At 47.8% G+C, this 17,867-nt stretch carries 16 protein-coding genes; 1 reads left to right on the top strand and 15 read right to left on the bottom strand.

Annotated features, from left to right (window positions below; translation table 11 throughout):
• Nucleotides 1-44 precede the first annotated feature (44 nt).
• The 9 genes from ACLROL_RS05115 to ACLROL_RS05155 all read right to left on the bottom strand — a co-directional run bounded on the left by ACLROL_RS05115 (nt 45) and on the right by ACLROL_RS05155 (nt 10,939).
• The gene (locus ACLROL_RS05115; protein ID WP_221919254.1) at nt 45-1,544 is read right to left on the bottom strand and encodes an ATP-binding protein; all 1,500 of its coding nucleotides are present in this window, start codon (nt 1,542-1,544) and stop codon (nt 45-47) included.
• The gene (locus ACLROL_RS05120) at nt 1,534-2,880 is read right to left on the bottom strand and encodes a VWA-like domain-containing protein (RefSeq protein WP_287447880.1); all 1,347 of its coding nucleotides are present in this window, start codon (nt 2,878-2,880) and stop codon (nt 1,534-1,536) included. Before ACLROL_RS05120 ends, ACLROL_RS05115 begins: the two co-directional genes overlap by 11 nt.
• A 12-nt stretch (nt 2,881-2,892) precedes the next feature.
• Nucleotides 2,893-3,858 (bottom strand): leucine-rich repeat protein, encoded by a 966-nt coding sequence (locus ACLROL_RS05125; protein ID WP_221919256.1) that lies wholly within the window; start codon nt 3,856-3,858, stop codon nt 2,893-2,895.
• 55 nt (nt 3,859-3,913) lie between these two features.
• Nucleotides 3,914-5,305 carry a glycine--tRNA ligase gene (locus tag ACLROL_RS05130; protein WP_087201838.1) on the bottom strand — a complete coding sequence of 464 codons (1,392 nt, stop codon included), beginning with the start codon at nt 5,303-5,305 and terminating at the stop codon, nt 3,914-3,916.
• Nucleotides 5,306-5,403: 98 nt separating this feature from the next.
• Entirely contained in the window at nt 5,404-6,144 is a 741-nt protein-coding gene (recO, locus tag ACLROL_RS05135) for a DNA repair protein RecO (protein ID WP_413067437.1), read from the bottom strand.
• The gene (locus ACLROL_RS05140; RefSeq protein ID WP_144018254.1) at nt 6,080-6,268 is read right to left on the bottom strand and encodes a hypothetical protein; all 189 of its coding nucleotides are present in this window, start codon (nt 6,266-6,268) and stop codon (nt 6,080-6,082) included. Before ACLROL_RS05140 ends, recO begins: the two co-directional genes overlap by 65 nt.
• Before the next feature lie 53 nt (nt 6,269-6,321).
• Nucleotides 6,322-7,236, bottom strand: a complete 915-nt coding sequence (gene era, locus ACLROL_RS05145) for a GTPase Era (RefSeq protein WP_087211592.1) — start codon at nt 7,234-7,236, stop codon at nt 6,322-6,324.
• Between the two features lie 19 nt (nt 7,237-7,255).
• The gene (locus ACLROL_RS05150) at nt 7,256-10,180 is read right to left on the bottom strand and encodes an insulinase family protein (protein WP_413067438.1); all 2,925 of its coding nucleotides are present in this window, start codon (nt 10,178-10,180) and stop codon (nt 7,256-7,258) included.
• 27 nt (nt 10,181-10,207) lie between these two features.
• Nucleotides 10,208-10,939 (bottom strand): GTP pyrophosphokinase family protein, encoded by a 732-nt coding sequence (locus tag ACLROL_RS05155; protein ID WP_087201845.1) that lies wholly within the window; start codon nt 10,937-10,939, stop codon nt 10,208-10,210.
• Nucleotides 10,940-11,171: 232 nt separating this feature from the next.
• Between ACLROL_RS05155 and ACLROL_RS05160 the strand changes: the two genes are divergently transcribed.
• The gene (locus tag ACLROL_RS05160) at nt 11,172-11,999 is read left to right on the top strand and encodes a glycerophosphodiester phosphodiesterase family protein (protein ID WP_087201847.1); all 828 of its coding nucleotides are present in this window, start codon (nt 11,172-11,174) and stop codon (nt 11,997-11,999) included.
• Between the two features lie 54 nt (nt 12,000-12,053).
• On the opposite strand, the gene ACLROL_RS05165 is transcribed toward ACLROL_RS05160, so the two are convergent.
• The 6 genes from ACLROL_RS05165 to ACLROL_RS05190 are packed head-to-tail and all read right to left on the bottom strand — an operon-like array spanning nt 12,054 to nt 17,837.
• Nucleotides 12,054-13,460 (bottom strand): aldehyde dehydrogenase family protein, encoded by a 1,407-nt coding sequence (locus ACLROL_RS05165; protein ID WP_087201849.1) that lies wholly within the window; start codon nt 13,458-13,460, stop codon nt 12,054-12,056.
• 23 nt (nt 13,461-13,483) lie between these two features.
• Nucleotides 13,484-14,374 carry a dihydrodipicolinate synthase family protein gene (locus ACLROL_RS05170; protein ID WP_087201851.1) on the bottom strand — a complete coding sequence of 297 codons (891 nt, stop codon included), beginning with the start codon at nt 14,372-14,374 and terminating at the stop codon, nt 13,484-13,486.
• A 34-nt stretch (nt 14,375-14,408) separates the two neighbouring features.
• Nucleotides 14,409-15,602, bottom strand: a complete 1,194-nt coding sequence (locus ACLROL_RS05175) for an NAD(P)/FAD-dependent oxidoreductase (protein ID WP_087211583.1) — start codon at nt 15,600-15,602, stop codon at nt 14,409-14,411.
• The gene (locus ACLROL_RS05180; protein WP_087201855.1) at nt 15,580-16,434 is read right to left on the bottom strand and encodes a (2Fe-2S)-binding protein; all 855 of its coding nucleotides are present in this window, start codon (nt 16,432-16,434) and stop codon (nt 15,580-15,582) included. Before ACLROL_RS05180 ends, ACLROL_RS05175 begins: the two co-directional genes overlap by 23 nt.
• A 3-nt stretch (nt 16,435-16,437) precedes the next feature.
• Nucleotides 16,438-17,517 carry an NAD(P)/FAD-dependent oxidoreductase gene (locus tag ACLROL_RS05185; protein WP_221919259.1) on the bottom strand — a complete coding sequence of 360 codons (1,080 nt, stop codon included), beginning with the start codon at nt 17,515-17,517 and terminating at the stop codon, nt 16,438-16,440.
• Entirely contained in the window at nt 17,514-17,837 is a 324-nt protein-coding gene (locus ACLROL_RS05190) for a (2Fe-2S)-binding protein (protein WP_087201948.1), read from the bottom strand. Before ACLROL_RS05190 ends, ACLROL_RS05185 begins: the two co-directional genes overlap by 4 nt.
• Nucleotides 17,838-17,867 lie beyond the last annotated feature (30 nt).

A 17,867-nucleotide genomic window follows, 5' to 3' on the forward strand; every position in this document is an offset into this window, starting at 1 on the left:
ATTCCCTCTAAGTATACTCTATTTTTCATTTTTTTTACAGCAGTTTAGCATGTTTTTTCTATCTTTTCCATCTTACTTAAAATTTCTTTCCGCCGCTCGTCAAACAGCAGTCCCTTATTGTATTTATAATAATACGGGCAGTCATTCTCTCTTAAGTAGCGAATACTGTCCCCGTTTGTGTTCAGCTCCGTCACAAAAGCGGCCATTTCCTGGCTTTCTCCAAATACCTGTTCCAAAAAGCAGAAAACATTTTCCAGCGCCTCCTCTGTCTGATGTGCAGTCTCTTCTCTCTTTTCGACCTGCTCTTCGAACCGTTCCTTTATAAAGGCAAATTCCTCTTCAAAACAGCGGTCATCGGCCACATTCTGAAGTTTCCATTTCTGTCGGTATGTCTCCAGGATTTCCAGCGCACTCTCTTCCAGATATTCCTGGTTCCTTGTCAGATGCTGCGCCCGTTTCTTTTCCCTGATCTGGCGTCCAAAAGTCTCAATAGTCTCATCCAGATTCCGGTTTTCCTTGTATACTTTCAGCTTTTCGAAAATCAGTTCAGTTAACCGATCTTGTGTCGTGTAGTTCCGAAAATATTCTGAAAGCTTCCCGTTCAACATCCCAACGATGCTGAATCTCTCATCAAAGGCAGCATACTGAAGCTTTTCAAAGACATCCTCGCTGTAAACTCCCGCCACAATTTTCTCAAGTCCATAGTCTTTTTTGTATTTCTCATAAAGTTCCAGGTAATTGGCAAATTCTTTTGCCACCTCCCAGTTCTGCAGATATTGATGAACGACGTCCCGATCTGCCCTCTTCCCGAGACGCTCATATGCTTTCAAAAGTTCGGACAGGTCTTCCCAGCCTCGGGCAGTCACAAACTGCATCCCGTCCACCGTATTTTCAATGCGATAAAAGTGGCCTTTTCGTATCTCCAGATACGCCAGGATGACGGGCGCGATCTGAGCCTGGTAAGCATACTCTCTCCACACGTCATAATTTTCCTCGATATCCATACGTTTCAGACGGTCCAGCGTCACAATGTCGAACTCCCGGACCGACTTGTTATATTCCGGAGGGTTGCCGGCGGCAACAATGATCCACCCATCCGGTATCTTGTGATTTCCGAACATCTTACACTGGAGAAACTGAAGCATCGTAGGTGCCAGTGTCTCCGACACGCAGTTGATCTCATCGAGGAACAAGATTCCTTCTTCTAGTCCGGTCTCTTCCATTTTTTCGTACACCGACGCGATTATTTCACTCATCGTATATTCTGTCACAGAATACATCCTGCCTCCGTACTCCTTTTCCCGAATAAAGGGAAGTCCTACTGCACTCTGTCTTGTGTGGTGGGTAATGGTGTAGGAGACGAGTCCAATCCCACATTCCCTGGCAATCTGCTCCATGATCTGTGTCTTTCCGATACCTGGAGGCCCCATCAGAAGAATCGGTCTCTGTCTTACCGAAGGGATGAGATAGTGCCCTGTCTCATCCTTTTGCAGATAAGCTTCGATAGAGTCTTTGATTTCCTGTTTCGCTCTTTTAATATTCATCCTGTTCGTTCCTTTCCTCGTCCATAAATATGCTTTCTTCCAACACAAGCTTTACCGCCCATGCAGGCACGTGAATATCTTTTCCCTCTTCCTCCAAAAACACAAAAGCGGTATCAAAAGACGGCCTCCTGGAAGGATAAATTCCCTGTCCGTCCGTAAAATAGATGACACCCCTGAGATTTCGAAAAATATGCTGTTCTTTCATCTCTTCAATATGAACAAACGCCGGTCGGAAATCCGTCCCACCGCCTCCCCGAAGTTCCAGATTGTCCATATAGTTTTTTAAGTCTTCTTCTTTTTCAATCTTCACATCCTCCTGTACTCTCTCGTCACACTGCAGGATATGGATATGGACTTTTCGAAAAAAACTGTTGTTCTGGCTTAGCACATCGTACGTCTCTTCCAGAAATTTCTTTACAAGTTCTCCGGAACACGACATCGATGTATCAATGACAATGACAAACTCTTCGATCTTTTTGACTTCCTTTGTCTCCTGAGGTTCAATCAGCGGCATATTGCCGTAAAGTGAAAGTCCGTAGCTGTAAAATCCATAGTCAAACGCATCCTGGTCGATTCCGATCTCTTCTTTCCACACCGAAAATTTGCGGAGGAAGTCCCGATAATCGTACCGTTTTCTGTTTTCGATGCGGAGCTGTTCGAGAAGGCTTCCCGCTCCTTTTGCCTGATCGTTGGCAAAGGTATCCAGGTTCAGTTCCATCTGCTGGCTTTTTTCTTTCCAGCTGTTCTCCGTCTCATTCGGCGTCTTTTTCTGCTCATCCGGGGAAGGCCAAAACAGATGCGAGTCTGCTGCAAATTCTTCAAACACCCGCACTCGCTCCGTCTCCGTCATTCCCCATGCCGTGATAACAGCATAGATCTTCTGGGCCGTCATGACTTTTGTCTCCTGTCTGATCCTTCGGTAAATTTCCTTTCTAAGATAAGACATAGGCATCCTAACACACGGATAAGAAAGACTGTCAATGATAGACTCCACCGCAATATTGCAGGATAGATCCCAAAATTCCCGTTCCCGTCTTCCTCTCACAAACAGGTGGCCGAAGAGACAGTGAAGTACCATGTGGAGATATGCCCTGCATACGATCCGCCGATCTTCCCGGTATGCACCTCCAAGCCAAGCCGGATGAAACCAGATCATCTCCCCGTCTGTCCCGATATTTTGGATCTCCGGATCCATACTGAAACGAAGGCTGCTGAACGCCACATCCATGAACCGCATCTTGAGATACAGCTCATTTCTAGCAACATACAGGATCTCTTTTCCGATCGCCTCGACCTGAACCGAAAATTCTCCCTGCTGTGTTTCGTTTGTCTCCATCCTGATCCTCCTCTACAAATCAAACGATTTCTTTTTCGTACCGTGAGCAATCTTTCTCTTTGCCTCCATCAAGATCGCCGTAAATTCCGTATGTCCTGCCTTTGCCGTCTCATCCAGCATCTCTTTCATCTCCATCTCCTGAAAGACTCTTTCCTGCAAAAGAATGCGGAGAACGTCTTCATCTTCGTCACTTAAAATGATCTTCATGGCTGTCCTGCATTCTTCTCTGATAAAAGCAGCGTAATCTTCCTTTGCACGTTGGCCAAGCCTGTATGGTTCCGTCACTCTTGCAACCGCAATCTTTACAGCCGTCTCCTTTGTCTCCTGGATTTTTGCCTTCTCAAACAGCGCGTCATATTCCTCATAACGGATTTCTCTGTTGTAGATACACTGCCGGTAATCTCCTCCGGAACCATGGTACTGCGTAGATACGATCCTTGCAGGTGTATTTTCCACTGCTTCCTCATAGTGTTCCGGAAAGATGAGATGAGCCGTCTGTGTCTTGCCGTCCGGACTTTCGTACCGGATTCTGACGTCCAGCAAAAAGCGCTGTTCTTCCAGAATTTGTTTCAGACATGTCTTCTGGGAGTTCCTGCACGAAATCCGTATTCGCTCCAGCTGGCATCCGGTAAACGCACCGCCGCCGATATCCACCAGAGAATCTGTAAACTCCAGTTCTTTCAGCCGAAAACAGCGGTAGAACGCATAATTTCCGATCCTTTCAGTCCAATCCGGGAGCGCCACACTTGTGACCCGTCCGCCGCAAAGGCGTTCTTCTTTCTCTGTCCGGAAACAGGCGTCATCCCGGAAGACCGAAAGTCCCTTCTCTTCTTCCGTCTGTGCAAAAGCGTACGCGGCGATAGCCGTAACCGGGAGACCTTCTATCCTATCCGGAAGGCGAACTTCCGGATCCTGTCCGTAACATCCGCACACTGTTATCTGTTGTCCGTCTCTTTTATAATGAATTTCCGGGTACATTTTTCTCTCCTAAAACCAAAGGAGGCCGAAAGCGTTGTCACTTCCGGCCTGCTTTTTAATATTCAAATTTCTTTTCGAAATATGCTTTCAAATCTTCAATCTTGACTCTTTCTTGTTTCATTGTGTCACGGTCACGCACCGTCACTGCTCCGTCTTCTTCGGATTCAAAATCGTATGTCACACAGTACGGTGTACCGATCTCATCCTGTCTCCGGTAACGTTTTCCAATATTTCCGCGGTCATCGAATTCGCAGTTATAATATTTGCTGAGTTCTTCACAAATTTTCTCTGCGCCTTCATTGAGCTTCTTGGACAACGGAAGTACACCGATCTTTACAGGTGCAAGTGCTGGATGGAAATGAAGGACTGTTCTCACATCTCCGCCTTCCAGCTCTTCTTCATCGTATGCCGCACATAAAAATGCGAGAACGACACGATCCGCTCCAAGTGACGGCTCGATGACATACGGCAGATATTTTTCCTTCTTTTCATCATCAAAATATGTCATATCCTGTTTGGATACATTCTGATGCTGTGTAAGGTCAAAATCTGTACGGTCAGCAATTCCCCAAAGTTCGCCCCATCCGAACGGGAAGAGGAACTCAAGGTCTGTAGTTGCACGGCTGTAATGGGAAAGTTCTTCTTTCTCATGGTCACGTGCGCGAAGCTCGTCGTCTTTCATTCCAAGCCCTTTGAGCCATCCGATACAATAATCTTTCCAGTACTGGAACCACTCAAGGTCTGTTCCCGGTTCACAGAAGAATTCCAGCTCCATCTGCTCAAATTCACGTGTACGGAATGTAAAGTTTCCCGGAGTGATCTCATTTCGGAAAGATTTTCCGATCTGAGCAATACCAAACGGTATTTTCTTTCTGGATGTCCTCTGTACATTCTTAAAGTTTACAAAAATCCCCTGTGCTGTTTCCGGGCGAAGATATACCACGTTCTTTGCATCTTCTGTCACACCTTGGAAAGTCTTGAACATCAGGTTAAATTCACGGATTTCTGTAAAATTGTGCTTGCCGCAGCTTGGACACGGGATTTCATGCTCATTGATAAAATCCATCATCTTCTGATGGGACCATGCATCCACACTCTCCGTAAGTTCAATATTGTGTTCTTTTGCGAAATCCTCGATCATCTTATCTGCACGGAACCGTTCTTTACATTCCTTACAGTCCATAAGCGGATCGCTGAAGTTTCCAAGATGGCCGGATGCAACCCATGTCTGCGGATTCATCAGGATCGCACAGTCTACACCTACGTTGTACTTGTTTTCCTGGACGAACTTCTTCCACCATGCCTTCTTTACATTGTTTTTCAGTTCCACTCCAAGATTTCCATAGTCCCATGTATTTGCAAGACCGCCGTAAATTTCAGACCCAGGATATACAAATCCTCTTGACTTTGCAAGAGCCACGATTTTTTCCATTGTTTTTTCTGCCATCGTCCTCTACCTCACATTCTTTCCTAAATTGTTTTCATTATAAGGGAAAACCTGCTGTTTTGCAAGCTTTTACACGGTATAAAGGATGCAAAGTCACTTTAAACCAGCTTCAGCATATCCATTGATTTGAAGTGGTGGCCCACATACACATCCATATAGCGGCGGGATACCTGGCTTAGCTGGGAGAGCACTTCGCCGCTCACGGTAAACGTGTACAGTTTTTCAACCGGAGTTGCCACAATAAACTGCAGGGCATATACTGTCGACTTCTGGATGGGTATAGCATCCTCCGCCTTTCCCTGACATCCTCCGCACAGAAGTCCTCCGTTTCTTGCGCTGAACCAGAAAATATCCTCTGTTTTTCCACATCCGCTGCACTCAAACACTCTCGGTGCTTCTCCTCCGAGACTGATGATCTTCAGCTCGAATATGTAGCGGATGAGCTGCAGCGGAATACTCCGTTTCACAACGATTCGCATCGTCTGGTATAAGAGTTTTAGAATCTCTGTCTCATCGTTATTTTCCCTTGTGCAGTAATCCGCAAACTCCAGAAAATAAAATCCATAATATGCCGCCTCAATATCCGTGAGGAGCTCTCCAAAATAATTCTGGATATCTGTCTGCTTCAGTGTGTAGGAGGATCTCCCCTCATACAAGGAAAATGTACCGAACACAAAAGGATTGGTTGTTCCCATCAACATACTGCCCGGTTTTCTTGCTCCCCTGGCAAATGCAGAAATCTTTCCCCGTTCCCTGGACAGAATCACAATCCTTTTATCGTATTCCCCGATCGGTATGGCTGACAGGATCATCCCTGTCACGGTAATCGTCTGATTCACCTTTTTCATCCTTCCTGCTGCGATACCGACTGTCTTCCAGGATCTCTCCTTTCATCCGTCTATAAGTCAGATAATCTTCCACCTTCCCGGTTTCTTCGAACCGTGCCCAGTATGTTTCTTTCATCGTATCACCTCTTCATCCGTATATGGATGTAGGGTTTCCGATTCTCTCTGTCCTTATTCTTCTTCCCGGTATCCAAAATTTCTCATCAAAAACTCGCTGTCACGCCAGTCTTTTTTTACTTTGACCCATAACTTTAAGTTTGCTTTGCAGTCCAAAAGTCTCTCGATCTCATACCGTGCAGTACTGCCGATTTTTTTCAGCATGCTGCCCTGTTTCCCGATGATGATCCCTTTGTGGGAATCCCTCTCACAGATGATCGTCGCATCGATGTCCGCGATCGTTCCTTTTGGGCTTTGTCTGAATTTCATCCGGTCAATCACAACTGCAATCCCATGTGGAATCTCTTCATTCAGACTGTGAAGTGCTTTCTCACGGATCAGCTCCGCCACAATCTGCCGTTCCGGCTGATCTGTGACCGTATCCTCATCGTAAAACTGTGGTCCGTACGGAAGGTACTGCATGATGACTTTTACCAGTTCATCCGTATTTTCTCCGCTCCTTGCACACACCGGGACAATCTCTGCAAAGTCGTATACATCCTTGTACGCGGCAATACACGGAAGCAGATCCTCTCTTTTGACTTTATCCACCTTATTGATGACAAGTACAACCGGGGTGTGGACTTTTTTCAGCTGTTTGGCGATGTGCTGTTCTCCCGCCCCGATAAAGGTCGTAGGCTCCACAAGCCAGAGCACGACGTCTACCTCATTGAGGGTCCTTTCCGCAATATTGACCATGTATTCCCCCAGTTTATTTTTTGCCTTGTGGATACCCGGTGTATCCACAAAAACAATCTGCCCCTCATCCGTCGTAAGAACGGTCTGTATGCGGTTCCTCGTCGTCTGAGGCTTGTTGGATGTGATGGCGATCTTCTGTCCGATCAGCCGGTTCATCAGCGTGGATTTTCCGACATTCGGCCTTCCGATCAATGTTACAAAACCTGATTTATATTGTCTTTCGTCCGTCAACGTCTCTTCTCCTTTATTGTTAGAACAATGCTTTCACTTCTTTAAATACAGCCTGTTCTTTTTCTACTTTCTCTTCGTTTCCAATGACGCAGATCTGCTCTGCATCGATCACTTTCTCCACAATATCTGCCAGCGCACGGATATCTTCCTGTGTTGCATGCAGCACCTGAAGACGTTCTTCTTTGATCGTCTGGGCAGATACTCTGTTCATATACAGATTCATGGAACGGTCTCCTTTTATGGCTAGTGTCATCGGCTGGTCCATATTGCTGATGGTTCCTATGATGAATTTTGTCATATCTCGGTCGCTTACTGAGAAATTCCGAAGGTATTCCGTCACTCCTCTATAGATATCCAGCGTATTTTTCAGATGAGGATCCCGGTAGGACACAAAGTATCCTTCTCCCAGCCGGTTGAAACTGCTCATACAGCCGTACGCGCCGCCTTTAACACGGATATTCTGCCAGAGATATTCATACCCCATGATCACTTTCAGAATCTGGAGCGCCCCCGTATACTGCTGTCCTGCTTCGATAAAATTGCCCGCCATTGCAGCATACTGTACTTTGGAAGATGTCATAAACCCTTCGTTTTTCTTCTCACAAACAAGGGTAAATCCACCCTTTTCCACCTCATCCGTGCAGAGTGCACCCGCAAACTCCTCCATCTCGCGAAGTACCGGATCAAGGCTTTCCCTGGAAGCTGTGTAGCTTACCATCATATTTTCCCTGCGGAATATCTTTTTTACAAGATGCGTCAGACAGGCTGTCAGTTTTTCTTTTTCTTCCTCAAAATGATCCGCGATCCTGCTCACAGTCTCGTAGTACTCGATTCCGTTTGTCATATCTTTGAACCTTGCAAGCGGCGAATTATAGGACATTGCCCGAAGCGCTGCGCTTGTGTGTCCGGCGGAGAGGAATTTCATCTGCAGTCTGGACTTCAGCATATCCACGATCTCTTTCAAACGTTTTTCATCTGTCAGAACAGAATGCATCAAAATTTCTTTCATCATGGAGCAGGCAAACGGAAGCCCTTCGTACAGTGATTTTGCCTTTATCTCAAATGTCGGCCGGTATTCTTTTTCTTTTACTTTCGTCACATCCGCATACATCTCAAGAGAAGTCTCAATTCCGCCGGTGCGCATATTGATCTCGTTGAAAAGTTCTCCGTACTCATAGTGTTCCGTATCAATGATACCGAGCACCGCCTGAAGAAGCCCTACATAAGGGATTTCTTCCTGCGTCAACGTTCTGAGATCAAAGAGAATATCCAGATATCCGATACCGTTTGTCTCGATTTCATGGTAAATAAACGGCACATCCCCTGCTTTAAGTTCTTCGTTGAAGATCGGAGCGATTTCCTCTGAAATATCGCTTACTTCCAACACTGGAATCTTCTCCAGAATTTCGGCAGGAGTAGGTTCTTCCTGATATTCCCTGAGCTCTTTTGTATCTCTCACAAGTTTTGCGAGCTCCTCTTCAGACAAGCTTTCCTTGTATGCTTTCAATTTTTCAGCCAGTTCCTTGTCATGTTTTGCAGTCAGCCCTTTTTTCGGACTGATCGTGACGATGGATGCGTGCGGATTGTCGAGCAGATACTCCCGAATGAGTGTTTCGTAATAACCGGTAGATATCTGTTTTTTCAAAAATGCAAAGGTATCCAACGCTTCGATGTGGATAAATGGCTTGCTGTCATCGTAAAGCCAGCTGTCGAAAATCTGAAGGCCGTACATCAACCCTTTCGGATAGTTCCCAAAATCCGCTTCATGGTAACGGAATTCATGGTAATTAATCCCTGCTGTCAGGGCCTTCTCATCCATGCCTTCCTCTGCAATCTTCCGAAGCGTATCTTCAATGACACGGACAAACTCTTCTTTCTGCGACAGCTCTGCATTCTTTGCGATCACGGAAAAAATCGGCTGATATATGCCGTTATCGTAGGAGCCTGTCACATCGTAGCCGATGCCTGCATCCAAAAGCGCCTTTTTAAGAGGTGCTCCCGGGGCGGATAAAAGTGCATAATCAAGTACGGAAAACGCCATATACAACTCTCTGTCAAGGCTTATTCCCACCACTTTATTGTAAGACAGATACGTATTATTTTCCTCAGACTCTGTATTGGAAATCGAGTATTCACGGTCCCATTCTACTGTTTTTTCAAATGGCTTCTGCATCCTGATAGCCGAGTCGATCTCTTCTTTTTCAAACTTGCTCAGATACATCTCATCCAGCCATGCAAGCTTCTCTTCCATATCCATATTTCCGTACAGATAGATATAGCTGTTGGAAGGATGGTAATACTTTTTGTGGAAAGCCAGGAACTGTTCATAGCTGAGGGACGGGATCTCATCCGGGTCTCCTCCGGACTCGTTTGAGTACGCTGTATCCGGGAAAAGTGAATTCAGCACCATACGGTCCAGAACACCTTCCGGAGATGAAAATGCACCTTTCATCTCATTGTACACAACTCCATTGTATTTTAGTTCTGCATCTTCACTCTCCAGCTCATAACTCCATCCTTCCTGGCGGAATGTTTTGTCGTTCTCATAGATATTCGGATAAAAAACGGCATCCATATATACATGCATCAGATTCTGAAAATCTTTGTCATTGCAGCTTGCCACCGGATACACCGTCTTGTCCGGATAGGTCATGGCATTTAAAAATGTATTGAGTGATCCCTTTACCAGCTCAACGAACGGATCCTTAGCCGGAAAATTTCTCGATCCGCACAACACGGAGTGTTCCAGAATATGTGGAAGTCCTGTGCTGTCCTCCGGCGGTGTCCGGAATCCCACTGTAAATACTTTGTTTTCATCATCATTTTCGATAAGTACGAGCCTTGCTCCGCTCTTTTTGTGACGCAAAAGCGTTCCGTCCGACTGAATGCCTTCCAGTCGTTTCTGTTCCAGCACTTCATATGCTTCTAATCTTTTTCCGTCCATACGCTCACTCCTTCTGTCGTTCCTGCGCTATACCGCTTTTTTCTTTTCTTTATCATCTAGTATGCCGCTTTTTTGGTCTTCTCTATGCACGGAACTTTCCGCTTCACTTTTCTCGATCATATTGCGTATATCCTGCATTTCCTGATCCAGACGTGAGATGACATTGGCACACCGTTTTAGCTTTGTAATGATCTGTTCTTCATTTTCGATCACTTTTTTATACCGCAGCTTGTGATCCACACTTGCCCAGAAATCCATGGCTATCGTGCGGAACTGCACCTCCACTTTCATATATTTCTTGCCGTCTGCCAGAAAGATCGGCACTTCCAGTATCAAGTGGAGGCTTCGGTATCCGTTATCCTTCGGATGCTTGATATAGTCTTTTGTCCGCAAAAGGCGGATATCATCCTGCTTTGTCAAAAGCTCTGCCAGCTTATAGATATCTTCCTGAAACGCACATACAACCCGGATCCCAGCCACATCAAACAGATTCTCTTCGATGCTGGTCAACGTCAGCTCAAATCCTTTGCGCTGCATCTTTTCCAGGATACTCTCCGGAGATTTCAGCCTTGTCTCGATAGATTCAAAAGGATTGCGGTCATAGTTCAGGGAGAACTCCGCATTCAATACGTTGAGCTTTGTCTCCACTTCCATGATCGCACATTTATATTTGTTCATCAATGCTGTAAATTCCGCGCTGTTTTCCAATCCACGGCCAAGTTCCAGAGCCAGATCAGAAGTTTTCAAGTTCTCATTCATTGACTTACACCTCTTTTTCCTCAAAACCTTTGTTGGCTTTTTCTAAACACGGGAATGCTGATTCCCCTCTGTATAGTATAACAGAGCCCCCCTGGAATCTCCAATGAAAAATCTATAAACAATTCGCACCATCATTCTGATTTTGTGCTATGATGATAGCAGAGGAATTCATCCGTACACATTGCTTGCAGGATGTTTTGTCATAAGATTTTTTACACTCAGGAGGAAGGTTATGAATAGAAAAAATTTTTCTGTCTTGACACACGCTGCTGCACTTGGCCTTGCCTATCTCTTTTCCATTACACCGCGGCTCATCGGGCGGGCAAAGAGAATGCCGGGACTTTATTTTGCGCACCGGGGGCTCCACAATATTGAGAATGGGATCCCTGAGAATACGCTGGCAGCATTCCAGGCTGCGGCGGACCATGGTTATGGGATCGAAATGGATGTCCAGCTTACGAAAGATGGTCAGGTTGTCGTAGCCCATGACTTCGACTTAAAGAGGATCTGCGGCATCGAAAAAGATGTGGATGAATGCACATACGAGGAGCTGTGCCGCTTTCCCGTCCTTGGGACCGACCAAAGAATCCCTCTGTTGAAAGATGTTCTGAAAATTGTGGACGGGAAAGTACCGCTGATCGTGGAAATCAAGTATAAAAAGATTGGGAGCGCTGTCTGCAGGAAAACCGCACAGATTCTGGACACGTACCCGGGAACTTACTGTATCGAATCATTCCACCCGCTGGCACTTTTGTGGTACCGGAAATTCCGTCCGGACATCTGTCGTGGACAGCTGGCGATGAATTTTCATAGGGATGACGGGAAATTCCATCCTGTGTACTATTTTCCACGCCATCTGCTCCTGAATTTCCTTACCAAGCCGGATTTCATCGCCTACGACCACCACGCAAAAGCTGCGATTTCCCTGACCTTGTGCCGGGTGCTCTTTGGGATTCCGTGTTTTGCCTGGACTGTAAAATCCGTCCGGGAACTGTACGCCTGCGAGCGAACCTTTGACTATTTTATTTTTGAAGGATTTCTCCCTGAAAGAGACAAGTGACAGATAAAGCAAAAAGGAAGGGCACATCCGCCTGGATGCACCCTTCTTTTTGTTTTATCTGTCATAGATTGTTTTCACTTCCAGGAATTCTTCATAGCCTTCTACGCCGCCTTCCCTTCCGAGACCAGACTGTTTATATCCTCCAAACGGGGATGCCACGTCCCACTGTCCGGCGTTGACATAGACCGTTCCGGTCTTCATCTGTCGGGCTACCTTGTTTGCCTCTTCCTCTGTTCCAAACACCGCTCCTGCAAGCCCGTATATGCTGTCGTTGGCGATTTCCACCGCCTCTTCCACCGTCCGGTACGGCAATACCACAAGTACCGGTCCAAAGATTTCCTCCTGGGCAATCCGCATATCTCGCTTCACGTCGCTGAATACGACCGGTTCCACATAATAACTGCCATTGTCTTCCGGGATTGTTCCGGCAATCATCCGTGCCCCCTCTTCAAGGCCAAGTTCAATATATTTTCTTACCCTGTCAAACTGTTTTCTTGAGGAAAGAGGTCCCTGTGACACCGTCCAGTCGTCAGACGGTCCGTATGTGTAATCCTTCAGCTCGTTCAAAATGATTGCTTCCGCCCTGGAAAGTTCATCTTCCGGCACAAGAAGCCTGGTAAGCGCATTGCACGTCTGCCCTGCATTTGGGACAACGGTGTCGAGAACCGTCCGAATACCGCCCTCCCAGTCTCCGCCTTTCAGAAGGATGGCTGCAGATTTTCCTCCCAGTTCCAGCGCCAGCTTTTTGATGTTCACGAGAGCCTTTCTCGCCACTTCTCTTCCGGCATCTGTGGATCCGGTAAAGGAGATCATATCCACATCTTTATGGGAAGCCAGCGCATTCCCGACTTCTCCTCCGCGCCCGGTCACAAGATTGAACACCCCATGCGGATATCCCGCTTTCTCAATCTCTTCCGTCAGAATGTAAGCCGTAAGAGGAGTGAACTGGCTTGGTTTCAGCACAACGCAGTTTCCTGCCAGAAGTGCCGGCACCACTTTCTTTTCAATCTGTTCCAGAGGGAAATTCCACGGTGTAAGTCCTCCCACTACCCCTACTGGTTCTCTTCTCACAACGGATGTCTGCCTTCTCTGCTCATATGTAAATTCTGAGGCCACTTTCACATAATGGGACGCCTCCAAAAGGAAAGGATCTGTGTGTACTTCCGCCGAAACTTTGTACGGAGAGCCCAGCTCTTTTGTGATGGTTTCGATCAGTTCCTGCCTGCGGCTTTTCAGCCCTTCCACAACCTTTCCCATCAGATCCAGCCTTGTCTCAAGAGGCGTATACTGCCATGTTTCAAACGCCTTGCGGGCTGCCTCTACCGCCCGATCCACATCTTTTTCGTTTCCTCTTGGCACTTTCGCGATGATCTCATGGGTAGCCGGATTTTCAATCTCAATATACGCGTCGCTTTGGGAGTCTACCCATTCCCCGTCAATAAATAATTTGCGGATTTCCATATCTGTTTTCTCCTTTCCTGCATTTATCTGAGTTTTTCAAACTGCATTGCTCTTTCCACATAGGACTTCTCTTCCCCGGTAAGTTCCATCCTTGGCCTTCTCACAAAACCACCGTTCAGTCCCTTTTTACCAAGCCCATATTTCAAAGCCTGTACCGGTTTCGGGAAAGACTCAAGGACGTTGAGAGCAGGGAGGATCTCCTTGTAAATCTGCATCCCTTTTTCCAGGTCTTTTTCCAGGCATACCGACCGATACAGTTCCACACATTGCCTTGGCGCAACGTTTGCCAGCATGGAGATCCATCCGCATGCGCCGTCCGCAAAGCTTTCATACGCCAGATTGTCGCATCCGCAGAAGACGGACACTTCTTTCGGCGCATCCAGGAGTACTTCCGTCAGTTTCTGCATCGTCCCGCTGGATTCTTTTACGATGGCTGTGTAAGGAAGGGCCAGAATTTTTCTGAACGCTTCCTGCCCGATCTCGATCCCGGCAGATCCCGGATTATTGTATGCCACGATCGGGAACTCGGTCTGTTCTTCTATATAACGGTAATGTTCCACAATCTCATCCTGGGCAGGGTGGCAGTAGAAAGAAGGGAGCACCATGGCCGCGTGGGCTCCGCATGCCTTGATATTTTTTACAAGTTTTACAACATCCTCCGGCCTTTCTCTGGATGCTCCCACGATCACACTTGTGCGATCCTTGATATAAGGAACAATCTCTTTTACATACTCCATGTGTTCTTCATCCGAAATGCTCTGATACTCTCCGGTGGCTCCGAGAATACAGACGCCCTGGACTCCGTTTTCGATCAGCCAATCCAGATTTTTTTTGGCTGACTCATAATCAAAGGTACCGTCTTTCTGGAATGGTGTGACGGCAACTGCGTATACTCCGCAAAATAATGGATTCATATCTTACCTCCTGATATACGAAATGGACTGTTTTTTATCTTTCTTCTTTTGAAAAAAATCTGTCGTAGCGAAGCGGGGACAGATCCATAAACGGCGCTTCTCCCGCAATCATATCTGCCATGACTTTTCCTGTGATAGGGGCAAGCCCGATCCCATCTCCTTCGTGCCCGGCTGCAATATAGAATCCTTCCACCGGGGTCCCGGACACAATCGGCATGTGATCCGGCGTATACGGCCGCAGTCCGCTGTAGGAACGGATCACTTTGATGTCTGCTATAACCGGAAAGAATCGGATGGCACGTTCCGCCATGGCCTTCATGACTTCAATCTCCGAGGAAATGTCTTCCCCGGCAAAAGCCCTGGAAGAACCAATGAGAAAATTGTGGGATGCCGTCGGCTCAAACACAAACGCAACTCCATGTTTTTCTACCCGTTCAGAGACCGGCCTTCTGTAGCTTCCAGACTGAAATTTCGTGAGCATGTAGCCAAACTCGTGTACCTTTCTCCTGGCCACCTGGAAAGTCTGTTCCGACACAAGAATCTGCCCTTGCCTTGGCCGGATGGGAATCGGAAGTCCTACCATGGCTCCGATGGCCGGAGCCCACACGCCGCAGGCGTCCACAACATTCCTGGCGAGGATCGTACCGTTTTCCGTTTCGATCCGGAACGCATCCTCCTGTTTTTCAATATCCGTTACGCGATTATGAAGAGAGAGGATGGCTCCCTTCTTTTCCGCTCCTAACGCCAGCCCGTAAGCCAGCCCGATTGGATAGACAGAACCGTCGGATATCGTCTCCAACCCTCCATAGATATCTTTTGCCAGCAGGGGTTCATCGTCCTGGATCTCTTTTTGATCCATCATACGCATGGAGATCCCGCACTCCTTCATGTCCTGGCAAAATTTTGAGGCAATCTCAAATTCCTCTTCCGTCTCAGTGAGGAACAGGCTTCCCTTTTGCTTCCACTCCAGATCATAGTCCAGTTCCCTGGAAAGCTCCGGGAACATATCCTGGCTTGCCTTTGCAAATATAGCGTCAAATCCCGGCTGTTTGTCACATACAAGCACATTTCCGTCGCTGCGGCTGCTCGTAGACTGCGCAATATCGCCCGCATCAATCAGAACGACTTGAGCCCCTTTTTTGGCGTTGAAATACGCAACCGAGGAACCGATGGATCCTGCTCCGATTACCGCCACATCAAACGTCTTATACATTGTCCCGCTCATCATCGCTTTCCTCCTTATCTGCCGCCAATTCCCCAAAGCTTACCGGGCGCACCGGCGGTCTGTCCGTACTTCCCAGTATCTCACTCATCGGTTTCCCGGTTTCTTCCGCGATCATCCTGGCAACGATCTTTCCGCATGTTCTCCCCTGGCAAAGTCCCATGCCGGCGCGGACTCTTCGTTTCACTTCCGTGACCGTTGTCGCCTTGTACTCACGGATCGCTTTTCGAATCTCTCCGGCTGTGATCTCCTCGCACCGGCAGACAATCACATCATCATCCAGAATCTCGTCCTTTTCTGCCTTGTGAAATCCTTCTCCCTTCTCCGGAAGCCGCAGCCTTCTCATCGTCCGGACCTGATCGGCATATTCTTTTGGAACAGCCAATGTGATAACCGGCGTGTGATCGTTTCTCTCCGGGTTCATGACTTTTATGACTTCTGCTTTGCAGACAAACTCCCCTGCCCTGCTGAGCGCATCCACCTGGTCGCCTTTTTGTGGAAGCGGCACGTACTCGAACGGAAAACTGACTGCTGCAAGCCCGTTTCCGAGAGACTTGTCCACCACGAAAATCGCAAGACCCGGACACGCCGCTACGCACATCCCGCAGCCCACGCACTTTTCCGTATCGACACGCGGTGTATTTGTAATGGGGTTCCCAATCTGAATGGCATGAAACGGACATGCTCCCTCACAAGGATTGCACGGGATCTGCTGCACACATTCGACAACCGCTACCGGTCCTTTTTCCCAACGCTCTTCTTCCGGCCATCCGTTTGCCTGCCGTATTTCCTCCGCAGATGGATAGCCATCATAGATAATCCCTTTTTCTGTGCCCATATGTCAAACTCCTTTCCCGACAATCCGTTCTTTCGCCGCCATTCTTCTCTCTCCAAACGGTCCCTGGCGAAGAGATTCCAGGCGATCCCGTATTTCCTGTTTTCTCTTTTCTGCCTCTTCATCCGGAAAATGTCCCAGTGCCTGTGCTGCTGCCGCGGCTGCCAGCCTTCCTTCATCCATTGCCGTACTTGCCTCTTCCACTCCGGCCGTATCTCCAGCCACATAAATTCCAGGTACACTGGATTCCATATTCTCATCGTGCAGCGGCATAAATCCACCCAGTTCCGGGACGAACCCATGACGTACGCCCGCCATCTGAGCCAGCTCGGAAAGCGGCCGAAGCCCGACTGCCACGCAAATCACATCCACATCTGTTTCCAGTTCCGTCCCTTCCACAATCTTTCCGCCCTGAAACTGTGCAATGACAGCTTTCTCTACTTTATCCGTCCCTTTGGCCTCTTTGATCGTATATCCAAGATAAAACGGGATTCCGGCCCGACGTATTTTCGCCGCATGCACTCCATAGGCGCCGATCTTCGGCATCCCTTCCACAATTCCCACAACATCCGCTCCGGCCTGCATCAGCTGATAAGCCACGATCACCCCTACATTTCCGGAACCTACCATCAAAATCCTCTTTCCAGGCAGTACTCTCCCCACATTGACCATCGTCTGTGCGGCTCCTGCCCCCATCACTCCAGGCAGCGTCCAACCTGGGAACCGAAGCGGGTTTTCTGCTCCCCCGGTACAGATCAACAGTTTTTCTGCCTCCACAACCTCAGTTACACCGTTGTGCAAAATGGCTGCCCGTTTATCGCTGAAAATCCCGATGCACGGACTGTTGAGCCATACTTCCACATTCAATTCTTCCGTTTTCTGCAAAAGCTGCCTTCCGATATCTATTCCCCGCACCCCGGCGCTGTGAGCTTTTGATCCGAAAAATTTGTGAAGCTGTTTAAACAGCTGCCCGCCTGCCCGCCGGTTTTCATCTACCAGAAGGACGTCGCACCCGCGACTTTCCGCCTCGATGGCTGCCGCAAGCCCTGCCGGTCCTCCTCCTATAATTACCACTTCTCGTTTCATCTTCCGGTTCCTCGCTTTCCGTAACCCTGCTGTGTCTCAATCGTCATCCCCGCCCTTACCGGCGTTATACATGTCCGTACATTCGGATTTCCATCTACCGTCATAACACAGTCTGTGCATTGTCCGATACCGCAGAAAATCCCTCTTGGCTCATGTTTTTTTGCTGTATACCGGTGGATCTGAATCCCATTTGCAAGCAGCGCCGCCGCGATCGTCTCCCCTTCTTTTGCACGAAGCGTCTGCCCGTCCACTGTGATTTCCACAAAATTCTCTTCCTGTATCCCCAGAATGGGATGCTCTCTCACTCTTCTGTCTTCCATGGCGTCTCCTTCTTTCTTCTCCACTTCCGT

The sequence above is a fragment of the Sellimonas sp. genome (assembly GCF_047234585.1).
Taxonomy (GTDB): Bacteria; Bacillota; Clostridia; order Lachnospirales; family Lachnospiraceae; genus Sellimonas; species Sellimonas caecigallum.

Excerpts from the sequence above, each read along its gene's own strand:
- ACLROL_RS05115 (WP_221919254.1), bottom strand. The coding sequence starts at position 1,544 with ATGAATATTAAAAGAGCGAAACAGGAAATCAAAGACTCTATCGAAGCT.
- ACLROL_RS05120 (WP_287447880.1), bottom strand. The coding sequence starts at position 2,880 with ATGGAGACAAACGAAACACAGCAGGGAGAATTTTCGGTTCAGGTCGAG.
- ACLROL_RS05125 (WP_221919256.1), bottom strand. The coding sequence starts at position 3,858 with ATGTACCCGGAAATTCATTATAAAAGAGACGGACAACAGATAACAGTG.
- ACLROL_RS05130 (WP_087201838.1), bottom strand. The coding sequence starts at position 5,305 with ATGGCAGAAAAAACAATGGAAAAAATCGTGGCTCTTGCAAAGTCAAGA.
- ACLROL_RS05140 (WP_144018254.1), bottom strand. The coding sequence starts at position 6,268 with ATGAAAGAAACATACTGGGCACGGTTCGAAGAAACCGGGAAGGTGGAA.
- ACLROL_RS05150 (WP_413067438.1), bottom strand. The coding sequence starts at position 10,180 with ATGGACGGAAAAAGATTAGAAGCATATGAAGTGCTGGAACAGAAACGA.
- ACLROL_RS05155 (WP_087201845.1), bottom strand. The coding sequence starts at position 10,939 with ATGAATGAGAACTTGAAAACTTCTGATCTGGCTCTGGAACTTGGCCGT.
- ACLROL_RS05160 (WP_087201847.1), top strand. The coding sequence starts at position 11,172 with ATGAATAGAAAAAATTTTTCTGTCTTGACACACGCTGCTGCACTTGGC.
- ACLROL_RS05165 (WP_087201849.1), bottom strand. The coding sequence starts at position 13,460 with ATGGAAATCCGCAAATTATTTATTGACGGGGAATGGGTAGACTCCCAA.
- ACLROL_RS05170 (WP_087201851.1), bottom strand. The coding sequence starts at position 14,374 with ATGAATCCATTATTTTGCGGAGTATACGCAGTTGCCGTCACACCATTC.
- ACLROL_RS05175 (WP_087211583.1), bottom strand. The coding sequence starts at position 15,602 with ATGATGAGCGGGACAATGTATAAGACGTTTGATGTGGCGGTAATCGGA.
- ACLROL_RS05180 (WP_087201855.1), bottom strand. The coding sequence starts at position 16,434 with ATGGGCACAGAAAAAGGGATTATCTATGATGGCTATCCATCTGCGGAG.
- ACLROL_RS05185 (WP_221919259.1), bottom strand. The coding sequence starts at position 17,517 with ATGAAACGAGAAGTGGTAATTATAGGAGGAGGACCGGCAGGGCTTGCG.
- ACLROL_RS05190 (WP_087201948.1), bottom strand. The coding sequence starts at position 17,837 with ATGGAAGACAGAAGAGTGAGAGAGCATCCCATTCTGGGGATACAGGAA.